At 57.3% G+C, this 22,324-nt stretch carries 12 protein-coding genes; 4 read left to right on the forward strand and 8 right to left on the reverse strand.

Translation table 11 applies throughout. The annotated features are described in order from the left end of the window. Window positions 1-79 precede the first annotated feature (79 nt). From dbpA to FAZ14_RS00110, 7 genes are all read right to left on the reverse strand, one after another. On the reverse strand, window positions 80-1,453 hold the full coding sequence (dbpA, locus tag FAZ14_RS00080) for an ATP-dependent RNA helicase DbpA (RefSeq protein WP_016941412.1): 1,374 nt from the start codon (window positions 1,451-1,453) through the stop codon (window positions 80-82). 76 nt (window positions 1,454-1,529) lie between these two features. Further along, window positions 1,530-2,096 (reverse strand): GNAT family N-acetyltransferase, encoded by a 567-nt coding sequence (locus FAZ14_RS00085; protein ID WP_029456346.1) that lies wholly within the window; start codon window positions 2,094-2,096, stop codon window positions 1,530-1,532. A gap of 142 nt (window positions 2,097-2,238) precedes the next feature. Continuing rightward, window positions 2,239-4,284, reverse strand: coding sequence for an exodeoxyribonuclease V subunit alpha (gene recD, locus FAZ14_RS00090; RefSeq protein WP_016941414.1), 2,046 nt, complete (start codon window positions 4,282-4,284; stop codon window positions 2,239-2,241). Next, on the reverse strand, window positions 4,281-7,979 hold the full coding sequence (recB, locus tag FAZ14_RS00095; protein WP_038925866.1) for an exodeoxyribonuclease V subunit beta: 3,699 nt from the start codon (window positions 7,977-7,979) through the stop codon (window positions 4,281-4,283). Before recB ends, recD begins: the two co-directional genes overlap by 4 nt. Next, entirely contained in the window at window positions 7,976-11,482 is a 3,507-nt protein-coding gene (gene recC, locus FAZ14_RS00100) for an exodeoxyribonuclease V subunit gamma (protein ID WP_029456347.1), read from the reverse strand. Before recC ends, recB begins: the two co-directional genes overlap by 4 nt. A gap of 197 nt (window positions 11,483-11,679) precedes the next feature. Beyond that, the gene (locus FAZ14_RS00105) at window positions 11,680-12,102 is read right to left on the reverse strand and encodes a type III secretion system chaperone (RefSeq protein ID WP_016941417.1); all 423 of its coding nucleotides are present in this window, start codon (window positions 12,100-12,102) and stop codon (window positions 11,680-11,682) included. Window positions 12,103-12,243: 141 nt separating this feature from the next. Next, on the reverse strand, window positions 12,244-17,139 hold the full coding sequence (locus FAZ14_RS00110) for an AvrE-family type 3 secretion system effector (RefSeq protein WP_153507848.1): 4,896 nt from the start codon (window positions 17,137-17,139) through the stop codon (window positions 12,244-12,246). Between the two features lie 239 nt (window positions 17,140-17,378). Between FAZ14_RS00110 and FAZ14_RS00115 the strand changes: the two genes are divergently transcribed. The 4 genes from FAZ14_RS00115 (at window position 17,379) to FAZ14_RS00130 (ending at window position 20,899) form a co-directional block, all read left to right on the forward strand. Then, window positions 17,379-18,329, forward strand: a complete 951-nt coding sequence (locus tag FAZ14_RS00115; protein WP_153507849.1) for a type III effector protein — start codon at window positions 17,379-17,381, stop codon at window positions 18,327-18,329. Between the two features lie 329 nt (window positions 18,330-18,658). Next, window positions 18,659-18,991, forward strand: coding sequence for a hypothetical protein (locus FAZ14_RS00120; RefSeq protein ID WP_016941420.1), 333 nt, complete (start codon window positions 18,659-18,661; stop codon window positions 18,989-18,991). A 223-nt stretch (window positions 18,992-19,214) separates the two neighbouring features. Beyond that, window positions 19,215-19,394 carry a hypothetical protein gene (locus tag FAZ14_RS00125; protein WP_153507850.1) on the forward strand — a complete coding sequence of 60 codons (180 nt, stop codon included), beginning with the start codon at window positions 19,215-19,217 and terminating at the stop codon, window positions 19,392-19,394. 383 nt (window positions 19,395-19,777) lie between these two features. Further along, window positions 19,778-20,899 (forward strand): ABC transporter substrate-binding protein, encoded by a 1,122-nt coding sequence (locus FAZ14_RS00130; RefSeq protein ID WP_153507851.1) that lies wholly within the window; start codon window positions 19,778-19,780, stop codon window positions 20,897-20,899. A 90-nt stretch (window positions 20,900-20,989) separates the two neighbouring features. Here the strand turns inward: FAZ14_RS00130 and FAZ14_RS00135 are convergent, their stop codons facing one another. Continuing rightward, window positions 20,990-22,240, reverse strand: a complete 1,251-nt coding sequence (locus FAZ14_RS00135; RefSeq protein ID WP_016941423.1) for a D-amino acid dehydrogenase — start codon at window positions 22,238-22,240, stop codon at window positions 20,990-20,992. Window positions 22,241-22,324 lie beyond the last annotated feature (84 nt).

Raw genomic sequence — 22,324 nt, forward strand, 5'->3', positions numbered from 1 at the left:
TCCACGAGTAAAGGCAATATGTGAGTAAAAACAATACGCGGGTAAAACAGTGAAAGAGGACCTGATATCGGTCATCAGCTCACTTTAGCAGCCTGACCTTTACTGCTTTCCCTTTAATTTTGCCTTGTTGTAGTTGCTTCCAAACCTGACGCGCCAGCGACTGCCTGACGGCCACATAAGCGTGCATCGGGTGGATAGTAATCTTGCCGATATCCGCACCATCAAGCCCCATGTCGCCGGTTAGCGCGCCCAGAATATCGCCGGGGCGCATTTTGGCCTTTTTGCCACCATCAATACACAGCGTTGCCATCGCCGCGTCCAGTGGCGTGATACGCAACCCACTGGGCAATGGATGCCAGGTCAGCTTCATCTTCAGCATCTCTTCCAGCGCATTCGCTCGCTGTGCTTCTTCCGGTGCACACAGGCTGATGGCAAGACCCTGTTCACCGGCACGGGCGGTACGGCCGATACGATGGACATGCACTTCAGGATCCCACGACAGTTCGTAGTTAATCACCATCTCCAGTGCCTTGATATCCAGCCCGCGTGCAGCAACGTCGGTTGCCACCAGCACACGACTGCTGCCGTTGGCAAAACGCACCAACGTCTGGTCGCGATCGCGCTGCTCCATGTCGCCGTGCAGCGCCAGTACACTTTGGTTACTGTGGGTCAGCGCATCGTATACCGCCTGACAATCTTTCTTGGTATTACAAAACACGACGCAGGACGCGGGCTGTTCACGGCTCAGCAACTTTTGCAGCAGATCGAGCTTGCCGTTGCGCGACACCTCATAGAATTGCTGCTCGACCGCTGGCAATTCATCCACCGTGTCAATTTCAATGACCACCGGATCACGCTGAATACGACGGCTGATGGCGGCAATCGCCTCCGGCCAGGTGGCGGAAAACAGCAGTGTCTGGCGTTCGACCGGTGCGTGGTGAATCACCTCGTCGATGGCATCGGCAAACCCCATATCGAGCATGCGATCCGCTTCATCCAGCACCAATGTCTGCAATGCATCGAGGCTGACGGTCTCTTTTTTCAGGTGATCCAACAGTCGGCCCGGTGTGGCGACAATAATATGGGGAGCATGAATCAGCGAGTCACGCTGGATGCTAAACGGTACACCGCCGCACAACACCAACACTTTGATGTTCGGCATACCACGAGCCAGACGACGCAGCTCATTGGCGACCTGATCAGCCAGTTCGCGGGTTGGGCACAGCACCAACGACTGTGTATTAAACTGCCCGGCATCCAAATGCTGCAGCAGGCCCAGCCCAAAAGCCGCCGTTTTACCGCTGCCGGTTTTCGCCTGCGCCCGGACATCTTTACCGGCGAGGGCAGCCGGTAATGCGGCAGCCTGAATCGGGGTCATGGACAAATACCCCAGTTCGTTTAAGGTGGTGAGTTGTTCCGCAGAAAGCGCGTTCAGTTCAGCAAATGAGGTCACAGTGAAAATTCCAGATAAGTTCGGCCGACAATAATACCATTCCTTGACTGCCATGCCGCGAGGAGTTTTCTCTACCTCAGCGGATCGCTGCATCGTTCAGTGACGTCTGCGCCTGCCACTCTCTTTTTAAGATCGCATACACATAGGTATTGTCGTATCGCTGTTCTTCATCTGGGGTGCTGCGCCATACCGGAACAAACTCCACAAAACAGGCTTCCCTGCGCATATTCAAGCGCTCACACATTTTCTGCGATCGGACATTATAATCTTCGACGTACGCATAAATTCGCCTTCCCTTTTTACTGTCAAACAGGAAATTGAAAAATGCCCGCGCCGCTTCACTGGCGTAGCCCTTCCCTTCATATTTTCCATTAAAATGCCAGCCGACGCCGTACGTGTCGTTATCCACGTCATCGCGATCAGCAAATACATGCCCGATGAGGGTATCCGTATCTTTCAGGCAAACAGCAAATTGCGTTTCATCGTGATGCCTGCGCTGTACTTCGCTGATGGCGTCCTCAAGGGTATCGAGCTTTTCATCCATAAAACAATTCATGCGCGGCTGGGCGAGATATTCCCATAACCCAGCGGCATCTTTCGTCTCAAAGGGTCTAATGACGAGTCTTTCGGTGGTTATTTTCATCTTTATGATACGTCCTCAGCAAGTCAGATATCGACGGTGTACATAGGTAGACTGCGACACCCTATCGCACCATACCTAAACCACTGGACAATTTCAGGAGAACAAACGCGACGACCGTTGCTATCAACAAGTGACTGACGGACTACTCCACCAGTCCGCTGACCCGGAGTACCCGTCGGCTGACTGCCTCTGCCAGCACCGAACTGTGTTCACCGACACAACCAAGGCTGAAGGCCTGCTTCGCACGAGTGATGCCGGTGTAAACTAGTTCACGGGTCAGAATCGGGCTTAAGCTATCGGGTAGCAGCAACGCGGTGTGGGCGAATTCCGACCCTTGCGATTTATGCACCGTCATGGCGAACACCGTTTCCACTGCCGACAACCGCCCCGGCATCATCCAGCGAATGCCTGAGGAGCCGTCACCGACCGGGAACGCGACCCGGGTGACCCATAGTCGGGAACCGTCCGGCTGCGTCTGCGGTACCGTCAACGTAATGCCGATGTCACCGTTCATCAGCCGCTGGCCATAATCGTTGCGGGTCACCATCACCGGTCTTCCCGGATACCAGCCTTGCCAGCCAGCCAGTAGCCTTTCCCGATACAGCAAATGGGCGATGCGTTCGTTCATGCTCTCCACGCCCCACGGCCCGTTACGCAACGCACACAGCAACTGGAACTGACCAAACGCCGCCAGAATCTCTGTGGCCCAGGTATCAAACTCGTCCGACGATGCCGTCAGCGCTGGCCGAGTCGACGCCATGCGTCGCAGGTAGTCACCGTAGCCCACCGGGGCACTCGTCCCCGGTCGGGCACCGAATCGGCTGGCAGCACCGTCGATAACCCATTCACGCAACGTATTGTCATCGCTCGCGGTGAGTGTCAGTTGCGCCAAATCAGCAAACCCCTGTTGCCAGACAGACGCCAGCGCCGCGCTATCTCCCGCGTTGACCGCATCAGCCAGTTTCCCGATGCCGCTGTCAGCACCAAAACGGTAACTGTGGCGCAGCATAACGATAGACTGATCCAGCGCATTGCCCTGCGGGTCAAGCAACTCGTCATCCGGTGCCTCTCCGGTCACCTCGCGCAGCCAGTCACGGGTCTGCGGCAGGTAATGCCCTTGGGCGGCGCGTTGGCAGAGTTCCCCCATCAGCGCCCCCGCCTCGACCGACGCCAGTTGATCCTTGTCGCCCAGCAAAATCAGCCGGGAATCGCACGGCATGGCGGCCAGTAACGCCGCCATCATCTCCAGATCCACCATTGAGGCCTCATCCACTACCAGCACATCCAGCAGCAGCGGATTATCAGCATGGTGCCGGAAATGTCGGGTATCCGGTCGGCTACCCAGCAAGCGATGCAGCGTTACCACCTCGCTGTTAATGTGCGTACGAATCGCCTCTCCCTGCGCCAGACCGTCCAGCGTCAGGCTGGCAATAGCGCCAGCGATGGATTCGTTTAGTCGCGCCGCTGCCTTGCCGGTCGGTGCCGCCAGTCGGATACGCAGCGGTTTGCCCTGCTGCTCCAGCGCCAGTGACTGCAACAGCGCCAGCAATTTCACCACCGTGGTGGTTTTCCCGGTCCCCGGCCCACCGGTGATGATGCTAAAGGCACTGCCCGCCGCCAGTGCACAAGCCAGCTTCTGCCAGTTGGTAGTGTTGGATGTCGTCGCAGGAAATAGCGCCTCCAGCCGCTGGCGTAGTGCTGCTGGTGCGATGGCTACACGCAAGGTTTCGTTGTGCCGTAACTGTCGGGTAATCGCCTGACGGACATCCTGCTCGTACTGCCAGTAACGGCGCAGATAAAGACGCGATCCCACCAACACCAGCGGGGTCGCCCCTTCGCCCGGCGCCACCAATTGTGGCTGCTGCAACGCCGCCAGCCAGGCTGACAGGGTCACCCCCGCCAGTGCCTGTGCCGGGCGCGCTATCTTACGGTTGTCACTGCGATCGCCTTCCGGCGGCAGCGCCAGCGAGAACCCGCTGTCAGCCAGCGTAGCGGCCAGATCGAGGCACACATGCCCGCGCCCAAGCTGGTAACTGACCAGCGCCGCGCCCAGCAACAACAGCGGTGATGCCTCCGGGCATTCCTGATGCAGAAAGCGCACCAGCGCGCGATCCAACTCGCGCAACCACCCGCAATCAACCCACTGATCCAGCAGTTGAACCACGTCATCATGGTGAGTGAGGGTCATGCCGTTACCTCCGTATCACCGCTAAACAGGCGGTCCAGCGAATCAATCAGCGCCCGATCCGGTCGTTCAGCGTAAACACCGCCCCCCGGTGCCTGACTACCGCGCAGGAACAGATACAACGCCCCACCGACATGACGGTCGTAGTCATAATCTGGCAGTCGTGAGCGTAGTAAGCGGTGCAAGGCAAACAGGTACAAGGCCAGTTGCAGATCATACCGATGGTCTAGCATGGCGCGCGCCATACGCGCTGAGTCATAGTCGGCGGCGTCCGCCCCCAGCCAGTTGGACTTGTAATCCAGCACGTAGTAGCGCCCCTGATGTTCAAACACCAAATCGATAAAGCCTTTCAGCATGCCATTGAGCGCGTCACGCATCAGCGGCGCGCGTGGTGCCCCCGCCAGTGTGGCGGTGCTGACCTGTTGGTCCAGACGTTGCGTATCGACCTGATTGAGCGCAAACCAGAACTCCATTTCCACCTGATACTGCGTCAGACCAGCCAGTGACACCGTACCAGCGGGTGATGCGGGCAACGCCAGCGGTTGGTTGAGTTGCGCCATCAGCCAGTCAGTCAGCATCGGTATCCACGGTGTCCAGCCCTGTCGGTTACAGCGTCGCGCCACCTGATCTTCCACTCGCGGGCGATCCATTGCCAGAGCGGCAAACCCCTCTTTACCCGCCCACTCCAGCAGCCCATGTAGAAAACTGCCCGGCACCGCACCGCGCGGAAAACTGTACATGTCGTAGCCGGTCGGCAATGGCGGCAGACGTTCTGCGGCGTCCTGCGGTTCGCTAAAGGTTTCCTGCCGGGCGCTCTGTACTTCAGCAGCAGCGGCGTCATGGGCAGCGGACTCACGTCGCTCCTGATACTGCCCCTCCGGTGCCAGTTGCAGCCCGGAATAACTGGTGATGCGCCAACGGTGACGGCGAATATCCGGTAACGGCGGCTCGTTTCCCAGCGCGGGGGTTTCCCGTACCGCGCGATATACCGCGTCATCGCCTTCTGACAGTGGCGCTATCTGGCTGTGTGGCCCGCCCCAGAGCGACAAGCATGACGCCAGTTGCCCGGCCTCCAATGGTTCACCGGCACCGAGCAGGTAACCGGGCGCGCTTTTCTCCAGCGCTTTCAACGGCGCGATCCCAAGCCACAGCGCATAGCGCGCACGGGTCAATGCGACATAAAACTTACGCAGGTCTTCCCCCAGGCGCTCATGGTCAGCACGCGCAACCGCCTCGTCGCTGGCAATCAACTCAAGGTGCAGTTGCCCGTCATCATCATGAAATTTCAGCGGCACATCCCGATGGCTGACCGTGCGGAACGCACAGGCGAACGGCAGAAACACCAGCGGGTACTCCAGCCCTTTCGATTTATGCACGGTCACCACTTTGACCAGATCCGCGTCACTTTCCAGCCGCACTTTCAGGCTATCGCTGCTGGGGTTATCGGCCTGGCACTGTTCAGCCAGATAGCGGATCAACGCGTGTTCGCCGTCCAGATGCACGCTGGCCTGTTGCAGTAACTCCGACAGGTGCAGCACATCGGTCAACGCCCGGGCGTTATCGGCAACCAGCAACCGACGCGGGACATCAAACTCCCATAGCAACCGCCGTAGCATCGGCAACACGCCTTGCTGACGCCAGCATTGCTGGTAGCGAACAAATTGCATCACCCGGTGTTCCCACTCCTGCTCGTCGTGGTTAAGGCGGTCAAGCGCCTGCCAGCTCAGCCCCAGTAACGGCGTGGCCAGCGCGGCGCGTAGCAACCGGTCGTTCTCTGGGTCAGCACAGGCGGCCAACCAGCAGTGCAGTTCTCCTGCCTGCGGGCTATCAAATACCGACTCCCGGTCAGACAGATACACACTGCGCACACCGCGCGCGGACAGGTGCGCCCGCACGGCCATCGCCTCGCGCCCGCTATTAACCAGCACCGCCATATCGCCCGGTTTAACCGGACGCCAGCGTTGGTCTGACGAGACAAAACCGGCCTGCCCCTGCTCGCCCTGTTGTAACAGTCGCACCATTTCACGTGCGCACCCCGCCGCCATTCGCTGACGGTATTCAGACGACGACAGCGGTTCATCGGTTTCCAGCATCCAGCAGGTCAATGCCGCGGCTGGCGTTCCTTCCTGCATCCAGAGGTCATCACGACCGTTGGCCTGCACCGGTAAAAACGGCACCGGGTTGTCGCCCTCTGGCTGACGAAATAGAAACGCACCTGCGCCGTTGGCACGGTTTTCCGCTTGCATAAACACCTGATTAACGGCATCGACCATCGCCTGCGTGGAACGAAAGTTGGTCCCCAGCGTGTAATGCCGACCGTCGGTATCGCGCCGGGCGCGCAAATAGGTGTAGATATCGGCACCACGAAACGCGTAAATCGCCTGTTTCGGGTCGCCTATCAGGATCAACCCCTGTTGCGGATCATTGGTTGCCACCCGGTACAGGGTATCGAAAATGCGGTATTGCAGCGGGTCGGTATCCTGAAATTCATCGATCATCGCCACCGGGAACTGGCGGCGAATGCGTTGGGCCAGTCGTTCGCCGTTATCGCCGCGTAATGCGGCATCCAGCCGGGTCAGCAAGTCCTGAAAGCCCATCTGCGCCCGGCTTTCCTGTTCGGAGCGAAAACGCTGGTGTATCCAGCGGCAGGCGTGCCGTAACAGTTGGCTACGTGGCTCCGGCAAGTCGCTCAACTGCTGAGCCAGCGTTTCCATCGCGCTTAACGCCGGATGTGTCGGTGCTTCGTCCGGTATTTTCCAGCACTCCCGTAACCCTTGTGGCGTCAGCCGTGTCCAGCCGGTGCCGATATCCAGCGTCGTCTCGTCACTGCTGGCCCAGTGTTGCAGTTTATCCAACCACGGGTCGAAATAACGGGCCTGTAGCTTGCGGCCATCCGCTTTTTTCTCTGCCACGGCGGCGTTCAGCAGGTCGCGCAGCTCGTCGCACCATTGTGTCCAGGGCGCTTTCAGCGCCGCCAGTTGGCGTGTTTTTTCATCACGCACGGTGCTGAAGATCTGCGCGGGCAGGTCATCAATGCCAATCTCATCGGCATAGTCCAGCAACGGCACAACGCTGCGATAAAAATCTTCCGGTGCGGCCCAGCTATCGCGTAGCTCCAGCACATCACTGGCATCGAGCGGGAAAAAGAAGGTGCGCCAGTAATCACGCACCACCTCCAGTAGCAATTCGCTCTGGTCGGTTTCCAGCGTCTGATTAAACAGGCTGCCGCTATCAAACGCGTGTTCGCCCAGCATCCGGTTGCACCAACTGTGGATGGTGGACACCGCCGCTTCATCCATCCATTCCGCCGCCAGTTGCAGTTTGCGGGCGCAATCCGGCCACTGCGCCAATGGGTAGTCGGCGCGCAGCTCGCGCAGTAGCGGATCGATCTTGTCATCCTCACCCGCCAAGCTGTCCTTGTCGCCCGGCTGAAAGTAAGCCGCGGCCTGTGCCAACCGGGCACGAATACGGTCACGCAGTTCGCGGGTCGCGGCATCGGTAAAGGTCACCACCAGAATGTCCGGCGGGTTGAGCGGACGCGAGAAGGCGTGCTCACCCCCATGTCCCAACACCAGCCGCACATACAGCATGGCGATGGTAAAGGTTTTGCCGGTACCGGCGCTGGCTTCAATTAACCGACTGCCGCAGAGTGGAAAGCGCAGTACATCCAGCGCAGAAGGTAACGCGCTCGCCGTCATGGCTGGCCCCCTGATTTTTTATTTCTCGCCGATGCGGCTTTCAGTGTGTGGTGTAGCGGTGCCAGCAACTGCTGTACCCAGCGGGCAAATTCGCCGTCGGCCCACAGCTGTTCGAACGTCGGGAAAGCCCGCGCCAGATAAGGGTTAGACGCTGATTCAGCATATTTGCGGTTAGCAGGATCATGCTCCTCATAGCACTGGCGTGCCGCTTTCCCTGCTTCACCCTCAGCCGATTGCCCCGGCTCACCACCGACTTCCAGCCAGCGAAACCCGGTTTTCACCGCGACGGGCAACGGGCAACGCATGCCCTGCCGCCAGGCATCCAGCAGAGACTGCCAGTAAACCGCCGCCTGCGCAGGCTCCAGTGCAGGCAGATGAACGGTACCGTTTTTGCTGACCAGCGTGCTGTGTAACGCTTGCCCGCCGAGGTGCCCGGCCAGATGCGCGACCCAGAACGGCAACAGTTTATCCAGTCGGTAACTGCGACGGGTGGGATGGAGCAACCCACCACTTTCCAGCACCAGCCGACAGCGGTTGCCCTGTTCGTCACGGCGCAGTTCGTTTAGCCAGTCTTCCAGCGGTAACTCTGGCAACGACAGCGCTTCGTCCGGTATCGCTGTCGGCCATTTATCTCGCTCCTGTTGGTAACGGGTAAACAGGTCTGCCATGGGCTCTGCCAAATCCTGCTCCAGTACCGTGGTGAAACCGCCGGGTGCCAGTTCACCACGCCGGGCGATACGCTGCAAATGCTCAGCCAGCGCCTGCTCGCGGGGAATCTGCCGCTGCAACGCGGCTTTTTGTACCTGAATCAGCTCATGTTGCAGACGCCAGTTTTCCAGTGCATCGATAGCAAACGGTTCCTGATCCTGGCTGGTGGGGTCTTCCTGCTCAAACCAGACGTTGAGCCGTAAACGAAAGAAGCTACGCACCGGGTCACGCACAAAATCGGCCAGTTGACGCAACGTCAGTACCCCCTCCTGCACATAATCATCTAACACGGCATTCGGGGCGGCAGCCGTGTGCGATAACGCGCCATCGTATGACGGCAACCCGGCACGCCATTCACGGGCATAACTGAACAGCGAACTGCCCGCGGTAAAATACTCCGGGCTGAAAGGTTGCAACCGGTGTTCTACTGTTAACACGGGCAATACCTCCTCTGCGTTAACCGTCCGCCAGCCGTTGCTGAGGTGGTCGCGCAGTTGCGCGACCAGCACCGAGGGTGGACGCTCGCTGTTATCGTGGATGCTGCGCCCAACCCAACTGATATACAGCCGCTCACGCGCTGACAGCAACGCCTCCAGAAACAGGTAACGGTCATCTTCACGACGGGAACGGTCGCCGGGGCGGTAATCCTGCCCCATCAGGTCGAAGTCCAGTGGCACCCGGTTGCGGGGGTAATCACCGTCATTCATGCCCAGCAGGCACACATGGCGGAATGGGATAGCGCGCATCGGCATCAATGTGGCGAAGGTAACGGCCCCGGCGAAAAACGGCTGGGTCAGGCTCGCCTGTTCAAATAATCCCAGCCAGTGTTCCCGGACCACCGATAACGGCAGTTCCTGCGTCAACGCGACCGATTCGCACGCCTCCAGCCAGTTCTGCAACCCTTCGTCCAGTTGCAGTAGCATGAAGCCATCCTCGCCATCCTCTGCCGCAAAAAACGTGCTCAACAGTACACGTAATCGCTCGCCCCACTGCACCGGCGTCGCAGGCTGACAAAGCTGCTGCCAGCTGTAATCGAGCCGGTCGAGCAACCACGCCAGTTGTCCGGCCAGCGCAGCATCCAGCCCACCGATTTCATCCAGCGGTTCGATATCCCGCCAGGCACTACCTGCGCCCACCGCATACCCCAGCAGCATACGGCGCAGGCCGAAAAACCAGCTGTTCTGTTCCGGCGCATCCGGCAGGTTAAGACTTTGGCGTTGGCGCGCATGCAACCCCCAGCGCACGTTGGCCGCCCGAATCCACCGCTGCAATAACGGTAGCTGCTCTTCTTCAATGGCAAAACGCTGGCGCACCGCCGGTACGTCCAGTAGATCCAGCACATCGCTGACCGCCACACGCGACTGCGGCAGGTGCAACAGTTTTTCCAGCGCTGCCAGCACCAGGTTGTTCTGCCGTGCACCGCGATCCGCCACACTGAATGGGATGTAACGCGGGTCCTGCCGGTCTATCAACCCGAACACTGCCTGAATATGCGGCGCATAGCCGTTGATGTCCGGCACCATCACAATCACATCGCTCGGGCGCAGTGTCGGGTCGGCGGCAAACGCCGCCAGCAGTTGGTCATGCAGCACTTCGACTTCACGCTGCGGGCTGTGCGCCAGATGAAACCGGACAGAACCGTCCTGATCGGGGTCGATGGCGGGCCAGCGCGACCGGCTTTCCGACAACGGGCGCAAATCCCGAATGTCGTCCTGTAGCTGATGCAGCAGGCAGTCTTCGCCGTTGCTGTTAAACAGATCAATACGTGAGGTAACCGGTTGCAGTTGAGATTCATATTGCTCGCGCTGGTCGTACTCATCAAGCAACCCGATGTAGTCGCGCCCTTGTTTGCCCCATGCCGCCAGCAGCGGGTGGGCATGCTGATGTAACTCCTCCAGCGCAATTACCTCTGGCATACCGGGTTTTCGCTGCTGACGGGCGCGTTCAGCACGTAACAGGTCTTTATCGGCAATAATGTTGCCCCAGTAATGTTCGCACGGGTTATGCACGCACATGAACACCTGGGTCCAACGCCCGATAGCCGCCAGCAGTTCCAGTGCCTGTTGCGATAACGACGAAATACCAAACACGACAACACGCGACGGTAAACCGGCCGGACGTTCACGGTCACCTCGCCGGTCGACCTCGTCCAGAAAACGTCGGTGCAGCGCCGCGCGACTGGTGCCGGACAGCGCCTCGCCGGTATCCGCCAGCAGTGCCCGCCACAGCAACGGTTGCCAGCGCTGCTCCTCTGGCAGCGGCTCCACACCGCGTCGGTGGCTGGTCAGCACATCCCGCCCCTCGCTCCAGTCGGCCAGCCAGTCAGCGCGATACACCTGATATTGGTCGAACAGGTCAGCCAGCCGTTCGGCCAACTGGTAGTGTTTTCGCAAATCGGTATCCTGTCGCAAAAAACGCGCCAGCACGGCAAATTCGGGCTGTGTCAGCAGGTCCGGCAACAGGCGTAGCAGCCGCCAGACCAACAACGGTTTATCAAAGGGAGAGGTTTCCGGTACCTGCTCACGGCCCAGCACCGCACGGTAAACCTGCCAGAAAAAACGTGACGGTAACTGAATATCCAGCGCGGCAGCCACACCACACCCGCCATCGCGGGCATCGCGCGCCAGCGCCAGTTTCAGCCACTGCCCGATACCGTTGCTTTGCACCAGAATCAGTTCGTTTTCCAGCCCGGACAGCGGGTTGGCCGCCATCCACGAGACCAGCACGTCACGCAGCGCTTCAGGATGGTTGCTGTGGATCGCCATCAAACCGGGTCGTAGCCTGTTTTCGTTCATCGCTCTCTCTGCTCGTTGCCGCACCGGATGTACCGAATAAATAACCGAATAACAGTACAGTCAGTAAATATCTTAGCATTCATGGGATTGGCTGTGATACCGGGAAGCGCATCGTGCGAAGCCGGTCGCAACCGCGACCGGTATGATGGTGTTGATAGGATAATTTCAGGGGTAAGAATTTGTTAGCACAGACCTCATCAGGCTGCCTGACTGTCCGCTAGCGACTGCGTGATAAAGGCACGAACGTCGCCAACCTGGCGGATATAACCATTAAGCAACGCGGTAAAACCCGGCTCATCCAGCTTATCGAGCGGGTATTGACTGCACAGACGCAGGTTATCGAACTCATCCAGTGCCAGCCAGCAACCGCGCATCGCCGCCATCTCGAAATTGAGCAGTAACATCAGGTGGTAGATAGCGGGTCGTGCTTCCCCTTGCAGGTTCACTATCTGGCAGTGCAGTAGCAGGTTGTCGCTTTGTGCTGGCACTTCGATGACCGCGGCCTCTTGCCCTTCTGCGTCATTCAGAACACAGATGCCGTTATTGAGCGTCAGCCGGGTGTGGGTAAACTGACTGAAATGTTGCAGCAAACGCGCCGCCTGTTGTTGTGCTGAGGTCATGGTGTTTTACTCCTTATGCTTTAATGAACCGCCAATACTTTAATGAACCGCGAATGCCTTAATGAACCGGTACCAGGCTTTCGCTTTTCGCGGTGTCGCTATTGACTGTGCCGCGACAGACGGTATCCGCCGTTGCAGACCTCACTGTTTCGCCAGCGTAATGCCTTGCTGGTGCAGATGATTGACCGCCTGCGACACCTCAGGGCTGGCTTTAGCGATAGCCCCTTCCAGACTGAAACTGGCGGGGTTGTTCTGGTTCTGGCCGTAGCTGAAGTTAATTTTTCCCAGCAGCTTGGTCATGCTGACATCGGCACTGCTGCCTGCGCTGACAATCGGTAGCGGAAACGCCAGCCCTTCCTTGTTTTTTACCGTTTGGGTGAAATCGACTGACTTGATCCGCAGGTTGTTGCTGTCGCGGAAAATAGCCGCAATGTCATCCTTACCCAGCGTATTGTTCTGGATGCCTTTTTCGACCCTTGCTTTCACCTCGTCTTTCAACTCCAGGCTGACGCCCGCGGTGGCATTAGTCAGTGACTGCATTTTCTGCACTACGGCTTTCAGCGCCGGGTTCTCCTCCATAAACCCATGAATACGTTCAGCGTTGGTGGGTGGCAGGTTATCGCTAACCAGCTTACGCAAGGCATGGAAAATCCCGTTGCTGTCCAGTTTGGCGAGGTTAGTGTACGTCGTGCTGTAGCTGGCGCTATCCAGTGTCACCCCCTGTTTTCCCGCCGCGTCATGCTGTCGAACCTTCGCCTGCAAATCCCTGATAGCACCATACTGCCCATCGTCCGCCGGGGTTTTCGCGTCAAAATGTGTATTCAGAATAGCCAGTTGTTCGCCAACATCCGTCAGCGCTTTCACGCCTTTCAATACCTGCTGTGTCTCTGGGTCGGTGAATTTTTTCTTCAATGCTGTCAGCAGGTTATCCATCTCGCGATGTTCCAGCGGTTGGGCCGGTTTGAGCTGCATACTGATACTGTGGTTGGTTTTGGTGTCTACCGTCATCGTGGCCGATGCGCCAGTCGTTAGTGGGGCTACCCATGCACCATTCGGGTCCGGTCGGGTGATTCCGGCAAACGCGGTGGCGTTGGCCCCGACATTCACCTGGTTCATGAAGCGCGCCCGGTTGTTGGTGGTCGCATTCTGCTCGGTGAACGCCCCCCGCACCGTGCTGTGCTCATGGCTGGCCGACATCAGGTTCGCCCCGGCCCCCACGCCAACAGAAAAACGGGTCGCCGAGGTCGGCACTTTGCCTTTTTTCGACGCCGCGGGTTTATCCGTCAGATTGACTTCAGCACGGGCATCAGCCGTCAGTGCCGCATCCACATCAAATTTAATAGAGAATCCCTCTTTGACACGGTGGTCGTTCCCCTTTGCTACCAGTTCCAGCGGGTTCACCTTGCCCTCCATCAGGTTATCGATAAAACCGGGCAGCTCTTTTTCGCTCAGCGTGAATTTCAGTCCATGTTGCTGAACGGTTCCCAGCCCGGCGGAGAGACTGCCGCCAAAGCGAACGTCCAACGTCATGGTGTGTTTTTTATCGTCGAAATCAAAACTCTTCTTCGCATCATTCGGTATTTGCCCGGTTGAGACCCCGACTTTGGCATTCAATCCCCCATTGCGCCCAAAGTTAACGTCAATACCGTTGTCGCTGCGGCTGAAGGTGAGGCTATAGGCGCGATCGCCGGTGACGCCGCCGTTGGGCACAATCGGGAACGCGGTGGCGTTGAGCATCACTTTGGCCTTCGCCGGTACATAGAAGGTACTGGCACCGGCGTTATAACTGCGGTTAACGGCCAGGCTTTCACCATTATCCAGCGACAAAATGGTCTCTTTGAGTTTGCTGGCTAACCCGGCCTTATCGCTGGCATCCAGCGAGGTGCGAGAGGTCAGGTTGACGGCGCTTTTCTCGTTGCTAAACGCGTGAGTGAAGGTTTTCACCGCATCGTAATCCGCCTCCAGCGCGCCAAACCGGGTAAAGCCCATATCCGTGACCTTTTTGACGTCGTTATCACCATAGTGATGATCACGCAGCGCACTCAGGGCCGCGTGCACCGGCTTAAGGTCAGCCGTGGTTGGCTGTTTACCGGAGAAAGCGGTCAGTTTGTCAACGATGCCGTGCAGATCGCTTGCCGTCATGACATCCAACGCCAGACGTGATTTGGTCAGTGCCATCGCATCGCCCAAATCACGCCGTGGCCCGGTTGCCACGCTGTCACTCTGGTAGCTCATATCGACTTTTTTGGCGACGAAGGTATTCAGCAATGCCCCGGCTTTGCTGTCTTTGGAAAGCGGTGCCGCGTTGATGACCGTCGACAGCGCCACACTCAGATCGTTGCCGGAACGCTTATCATTGATGGCTTGAGCCACCGCCTTGAATGCCGAGGGTTTGAATGTGTCGTTGACCTCGCCGCCAGGTTGCAATACCCCCTGATGCTTGCCTAACAAGGTGGCGGATTTAGCCGCACTCATTTCCAAATCGTTCTGAAATGATGTCAATGCTGCCAGCAACGGCTTTCCAGCCTCGCCTAAATCGAGTTTTTCCAGCCGACTTTGTAAATCTTCGCGTTTAGCACTCCAGCGATGAGAAGAGACCGCCAGCTCCAGTTTTTTGAACAGGTTGGCTTGTGTGTCGTAAAGCGGTGACAGCCCTTCCCGCCCTTTCAGGTGGTGTTGTGCAGCGTCAATCGGCTTTCTGGCTATCTCTTTCACCGTTTCTTTGACATAAGCCCCCAGGAAATCACCAAAGTGGCTGTTGGTCTTGTGCCCCTCCATCCCTGAGCGCCCCAGAACCTGTGCCTCCACTTTCCCCGTGAGGTGAGTCAATGGAATGTGTACCGCTTTGGTAGCCCCTGCCAGCCGATCATAAGCCGCAGCCGCGGCACGCGGCGCATGCGTGTCGGGGGTTTCCGGCGTGGCGGTTTTCCAACCATCGCTCGTTAAGCTGTGATGCTGATGCCCGTCATCCACGATCATCGGCTCGTGATTTTTACTGGTCGATAACCGCTCGGCTTTCACATTGTCCGGCAACGCAACCGGCTGCCACTGGCTACTGGATCGCGCTTCTGCGTGACCCTGTAACGCCTGTTTATCCAGCCGGAATACCTGCCCATCGCTAGTGAGTGCAAACAGGTTCTGTTCCTTATCCAACGCCAGATGTTTCACTTCACCGTGCAGTCCGTCGGTCGGCAATGGCTGAGGAGGTATCGCCGCACGTTGTAAACCCGGCTTGTTGAGATGCAGTTGCAATGCGCCTTGTGCGGTGGCGGTAACATATTTGTTGCCATCCACTACTGCCAGTGCTCTGGTGCCACTGTTTTTATCCGGCCCGGATAACGGGTCACCCGCCGAGGGCGAGTTACGTCCTTGCGTGACAGCAAAGACGTTGTTATCGCCGTGGGTCACGCTGTCGGCTTTTTGGTTGATGGAGAGCTTCTTCACCTGCCCTTCATCCAGCACGTAAGCCTGATTATCCAGGCCACGCGCCAGCTGGGTGGCACCCACCTCGGTTTTGGTCCAGCTCTGGGTGGTGCTGTCGAGGTAGTGAATTTTGCCGTCATGCAGCGCCATGGCCCCCAGCCGCCCCATGTCCATCACCTCATGCGCCGGTGGGTCCTGTTTGGTTAACCCGGCCTGATTATCCACCACCAACACATCACTTAGATTCCAACCGGGTTTGAATCCTTCGGTTTCCCCCGGTTTACTGCCATCCGCCAGCGGTGCCAGGTGTTTTTGCCCGGCAGCGTCGTTAACCTGTGCATGCATGGCACCGTGTTCATCCGCCACAAAGCCTTGCACCTTATGGTGCTCACCCAATACCGCATTCAACGCCGGGCTGTGATACGGCTCCAGTTTCACGGTATTGTCGCCAGCCGATGGTAGCGTCCCGACAAAAACCTGGCCTTCATCATCGGCCACAAATAAACGATGGCCCTCCAGCCCGACGGCTCTGGCGTTCACCTGCTCACTGCCGCGAGCCAGCGCCACAGGCCCTTCGAGCTTCAGGTTGAGCGTGAGGTGTTGGTCTGCCGGGGCATCGGCTTTCGGTAACAGATGGAGCTGCACCGTGCTGTCCTCTTTTTCCGTCAGTAACGCTACGCTGTGCTGCGCATTGGCGAAGAAGGATTTAATTTTGTCAGCAAACGGCTGTGATTCCTGTCCTGCCGACAGATTAGCCAGGATTTTATCTCCCTTCACGGCATACAATTTACCATCGGCCTGACCCGCCAGATGGCTGTGTGGCGTATCGCTCTTTTTCTCCCATACCTGATCGGCATTCAGGCTATACAGCGCTTTGTCATGAATCCTCAGTGTCAGGTTCCCGTTTGACGGGTCGGTGTGCCCCCCTGTCAACAACGCCTTAACCACCTGACCCGGTTGTGGCAGGTTGATGGTAGTGACGCCACTGTGGTTAACGACGGACGCACGGATGTGCGTATCATCCATCGCCAGCGCAAAGCTGGCCTGATGCTTGCCGGACAACGCCTGTGCGGCTTTACCCGCCTGTAGCGGAGCGCTGGAATGCAACGCCACTATCCTGTCACCCGTCAGGTGCAGACTAAACAGCCGACCGCTTTTATCCATCAGCACGTGTTGGCTACCATCGTCGCTAGCCTGATGCGCGACAAAGGGCAACGCGTTCTTACCGAGCGTTTGCGACAACAGCGTTTTCAGGTGATCGGACACCCCTTCGCCCAGTTCAAGCCGCCCTTTCTTATCCAGCGATATCACGCTGCCTGACCCAGCCACCGCAGGCGTATTCGCGGTTGTCGATAGCGCACGGTCTATCGCCCCTTTCATGCCCTGCAAATTGGGAGAACGGCCAATCTGCGCACCTTCACCATTGGGAAGCGACGGCTGCTGGCTAACGTGTGCGATACCGGCGTGCATTCCTGCCCGTTGCAGTGACGCTGACGTGGACTGCGCGGGCACGCTCGTACTGCCTTGCGTCAGTGTATGACTGCATTGGGGGGCGGAGTTCTGGATGTCTGTCAACGACGCTTGTCGCTGAATAGAATTAATGTTGCCCAACATTGGCCTTCTCCCGTGTGCTGGATTGAGTGCGGTGATGCCTGTTGAGTGGCCGGTGCTCACCTTCAGTTCCCCTTACCAACAAAGTGCTCTCCCACATTCCCCCTGCGTGCATTCCCCCACCGTGAGGGATGGAACCATCACGCCGCGTTCCTCACTCAGCAAACAGCGGGCATTTGCCGTGCTGACACGCGCTCGTTTTCGATAACGGGCATCCACATCCTGATAAACAGAGGCGAACTATGGCTGATATCAACATCACGCTAAGTCTCCCCAGTGCTGGCCTGAATGGCGGACTGGGTGGCGTTGGCGGTGCAGACAACCTCAATAACGGCCCGCGTGGTAACGGGCTTTCCGGCAATCAATCCAGTGCGCAGGAAAACAAACTGCTGGAGGCGCTGGCGGTGCTCATGACCGCGCTGCTCCCCAGTCTGCTGAACAACAAAGACGGTCAGGGCAGCGGCGACAGTCCTCTCGGGCGAACCAGTGATGCACTTGGTGGCGGTGCAGGTAACGCACAAGGCGGCGGGCAGAGCAACGGTCTGGGCGACGGACTGAATAGCGGCTTGAGCGGCCTGGGTGATGGCGCGGGAGCAAACGGTAGCCAGGGTCAAAACGGGCTGACCGACATGCTGACGAAATTGCTGGACTTGCTGATGCCGAAAAACGGGGCACAAGGCGGGCAGGGATTGCAAGGTAGCGGACTGGGCGGCGCGCAAGGTGCAGGCGGTGCATCCGGGCCTGGGGGAACAGGCGGTCTGGAGGATCTCAGTAAATCACTGTTGCAGGACTCAGGCGAAAACAGCCTCGGCAACGGCATTTCTCCAACGCAGGATGGTGGCGGCCAAATCAGTGATAACCCGTTGGTGAAAATCCTGATGGCATTGGTGGCGATGCTGATGGAAAACCAGAAAAACCAATTTGGTCAGCCTCAGGGCGGCTCCGGTGGCGGAAGTGGTGCAGCACCGGTATCCGGCGGCAATGCGGCCCCCGGTGTCGGTAGCACCACACCGGCTGCCGGTAGCGGGGCAAACCCAGTTCTGAGCGGCACGGCACCTGAAACTGGCGGTATCGCACCAACCGGGGCCAGCCATAACGCCAGCGAACTGGCCGACAGCAAAGGCGGAACACCACTCGGTATGGCTCCTGCACCTGCCGAGGCAGGCAGCAATACCGACAACGCCACGGTGTGATCATCTCACGCGCCGGTTTGTTATCTCCCGGAGGAAAACACATCAGGCGCGTTTTTTAGTCGGTTAAAGACAGTTCATTCGGCGAAAGGCAGGCCGTGTCGCCTGCCTGTTTGGGGAACGGTATCTCATCTTTGGGTTAAAGGGGCATATCATGTCAGATATCAGCATCACGCTTCGCATCCCCAGCACGGGGCTTGCGAGCGGTATTGGCGGCACGGACCGCATAACGAATAATGGATTAGGCAATAACGGGCTTTACGGCGCGCAGCGATCGAGTGGAACACCGAATAAGAGCCTAAATCCACCACGCTACTGACAGGAAATTCATCATGACCGAACATGATATCGGCACGCCTACCCGCTGGACTGAACTGGTCGACCGGGGCGGATATATCACACCCGCACAACGTCAGGCATTCGAACAGGCTATCCAGATGGTTACCCGACGTTTCAATCTGGTTTTGAGCAAAAAAGAATTACCGCGTAGTGGTCAGTTCGACTTTGACGCTTTTGTCGACTCGTTGGAGGCTGATTTTCTGAAAAGCGTGGATACCACGTTGGATCCAGAAATGAACAGCGACGTAGGACAAACGGCATTCTGGGTTATTCGTCAGATAGCCGACCATTTGATCGCCCTACAACAACAACGGCATGCGTTATAATTCGTGAGCCTATCCCACCTTACAAGCCAGCGCCAGACGCTGGTTTTTTTATGCCTGATGCCAGTACGACGTTTCCTCTCGTGATGCCGCATCCGAGCCTGACGAAATGAACCATCCTGAATCGTAATGACAAAAGTTTGTAAAGCAAGACAGTAATGAACGACTCCCGTAATCTAATCCAACCTGATTTCCACTCGCCACGCGTAAACTGTCGGCACATGATATGAAAAAGAAAAAACGCCTGCGCACCATTGTGTTAATACTCCTTCTCTTGTTGATCTACGTTAACCGTGAGTTGCTTAACCCGTTTGCTCCTGACTGCAACGCCCGTTCTCCGGCCTCCGATGTACCTGCTGCCTGTCGAAAACCGGTGAAAGAGGTCGCCCCCGGTTTCGAACTCTGAGCCCCTGTCAGACAGGGCGTTTTGCCCTTGTCTGTGATCTCTGCATTCTTTCTGTACAATCAGACCATTTTCTTACCCAATCAAAAAAATTAGAAAAAATTAATAATAACGTTGTACTACATCCCGTTCTCCACCATTTAACTCCAGAATAAATCGCACATAGAGAACAATTCACCGCCACAATCATTCAGTATTTTTAATCATTTCGTTCATGTTTTCTTCCTGTTTGTTTTTATTTAATCCGATAAACTCAACTCTCAATTCCCTGACAGAAAAAGGGAAAAACACCTGCAGTCGTTCGCTTATTACGCCGTCGCTGTCGTTCAATTCTGAAGGTTGTCGCCTGTCGGCACGGCTTTTATCACCCCAGTCAGGAGACCACGATGCAATACACTGGGAAGTACTTAAAAAAAACCGCACTACTCTTGACCATGATGGCGGGCATCAGCAGCTGGCAAACGCAGGCTGCCGTTGCTCCCGATACCCGTTCACTGGATGAAATTTATCAGAGCGCGCTCAGAGAAGGCGGGACGGTCACCGTTTATGCCGGTGGCGATGTGCAGTCACAGCAAACGGGCTTCAAGCAGGCGTTTGAGAGCCGTTTTCCTGGTATCGAGCTGAATGTCATCGTCGACTACAGCAAATATCACGACGCGCGTATCGACAACCAACTGGCGACCAATACCCTGATTCCGGATGTGGTGCAGTTACAGACCGTGCAGGATTTCCCTCGCTGGAAAAAACAGGGGGTTTTGCTGAATTACAAACCCGTAGGCTGGGACAAAATTTACCCGGAATTTCGTGACGCAGACGGTGCCTGGATTGGTGCGTACGTCATCGCGTTTAGTAACCTGGTCAACACCCAATTGCTGGATGAGAAATCCTGGCCGCGAGAGGCTAACGACTATCTGCGCCCAGATTTAAAAGGCAACCTGATACTGGCCTATCCAAACGACGATGACGCGGTGCTGTTTTGGTACAAACAGATAGTGGATAAATACGGCTGGGAGTTTGTAGAAAAACTTCAGGAGCAAGACCCGGTTTATGCCCGAGGCACTAACGTCCCCGGCGCGCAAATAGCCACCGGTAAATACAGCGCCACCCCAAGCAGTTCTGGCGCACTGGTTCCCGTAGCAGGTTCGGTAACCCGATTTGTACTGCCGAAATCAGACCCCTTTGTCTCCTGGGCGCAGCGTGCTGCCATCTTCAAACAGGCCAAACATCCTGAAAGCGCCAAGTTGTATCTGAGCTGGCTGCTGGCCCCACAAACACAAACGCAGGTTGCGCGGATGTGGTCAGTGCGTACCGATGTGGCTCCGCCCGCAGGTTATAAGCATATCTGGGAATACAGTAACACCCGCCCGCAGGCGTTTGCTGATTTCATGTCTGATCGCGCTGCCGTTGAACGCTTCCGCGCCCAAATGAGTCTGTATGTAGGCGAAGCCAAAGGCGATCCCACCCCCGGTTGGCTGGGCCTGCACCCGGATGCACCGTTGGCAAATTAACCATTCATATATCGAAAGGGATCTGCCAGGATCCCTTTTATAGTTAACCGCCCCAATCAGAGCGGTTAACGTCCAACAGGAATGGCGAAGTCAGGCGTAGCGAGAGAAAGAGAGATCGTCGTACTCAATGGCTGGCGTTTTGCCGGAGATAATATCGGCGAGCAACTGACCGGAGCCGCACCCCATTGTCCACCCCAGTGTGCCGTGGCCGGTGTTCAGATACAGGTTTTGCAAGGGGGAACGCCCCACCAATGGCGTGCCATCTGGCGTCATCGGTCTCAGCCCAGTCCAGAACGTCGCCTGTTCCACTGGCCCACAGTTGGGGTACAGATCACGCACCACCATTTCCAGCGTAGCCCGGCGTTTCTGGCTCAACGAGAGATCAAACCCAGCTATCTCAGCCATACCGCCGACGCGAATGCGCTGATCAAAACGCGTAATCGCAATCTTATAGGTTTCATCCAGTACGGTGGACACAGGTGCCCCCTCTTCGCTGGAGAGCGGGATCGTCAGCGAATACCCCTTGAGTGGATAGACCGGGATATCGAACCATTTTTCCAGTAAGCCGCGAGAATAGGAGCCGCATGCCATCACATAAGCATCTGCAGTAATTTTTTCACCGTTGCAATGCACGGAGCTAACCCGTTGCCCTTCCACGGCGAGATGTTGTATCGGGCTATTGAAACGGAAGGTAACCCCCGCCGCTGCCGCCAGCGTCGCCAGCTGCTGAGTAAACAGCTGGCAATCACCGGTTTCGTCATGCGGCAGTCGCAATCCCCCGGTGAGCTTGTGGCGCACGCCTGCCAACGCCGGTTCGACAGACGCCAGTTGGCTTGCCTCCAGCAATTCATACGGGACACCGGCTTCCTTGAGCACCGCGATATCCCGGTAAGCATTTTCATACTGCTGTGGGGTTCTGAACAGTTGTAATGTTCCCCCCTGACGCCCTTCATAGGCAATGCCGGTTGCGGCACGCAGCGCTTGCAGGCAATCACGGCTGTACTCAGCCAGCCGTACCATGCGGGCTTTATTAACCCGGTAGTGTGCGCTGTCGCAATTTAACAGCATCTGCCACATCCAGCGCAGTTGCGTGGCGGTAAAGTCCGGGCGAATCGCCAACGGGGCATGCTGCTGAAAGAGCCATTTGACGGCCTTAAGCGGAATACCCGGTGCCGCCCAGGGGGCAGAATAACCGGGGGAAATCTGCCCCGCGTTAGCTGCGCTAGTTTCCAGGGCTGGCTCAGCCTGCCGGTCAATAACCGTGACATCATGCCCTGATTGCGCCAGATACCAGGCGGTACTGACGCCGATAACACCACTCCCTAAAATTACCACCTTCATTATTGCTATTCTCCCTGCTTCCTCCGCCAATCCGGCGAAATATGCTGCGTAACAGTTTAAACACCAAAATAAAAACCTACTTTA

The sequence above is a fragment of the Dickeya oryzae genome (assembly GCF_009372235.1).
Taxonomy (GTDB): Bacteria; Pseudomonadota; Gammaproteobacteria; order Enterobacterales; family Enterobacteriaceae; genus Dickeya; species Dickeya oryzae.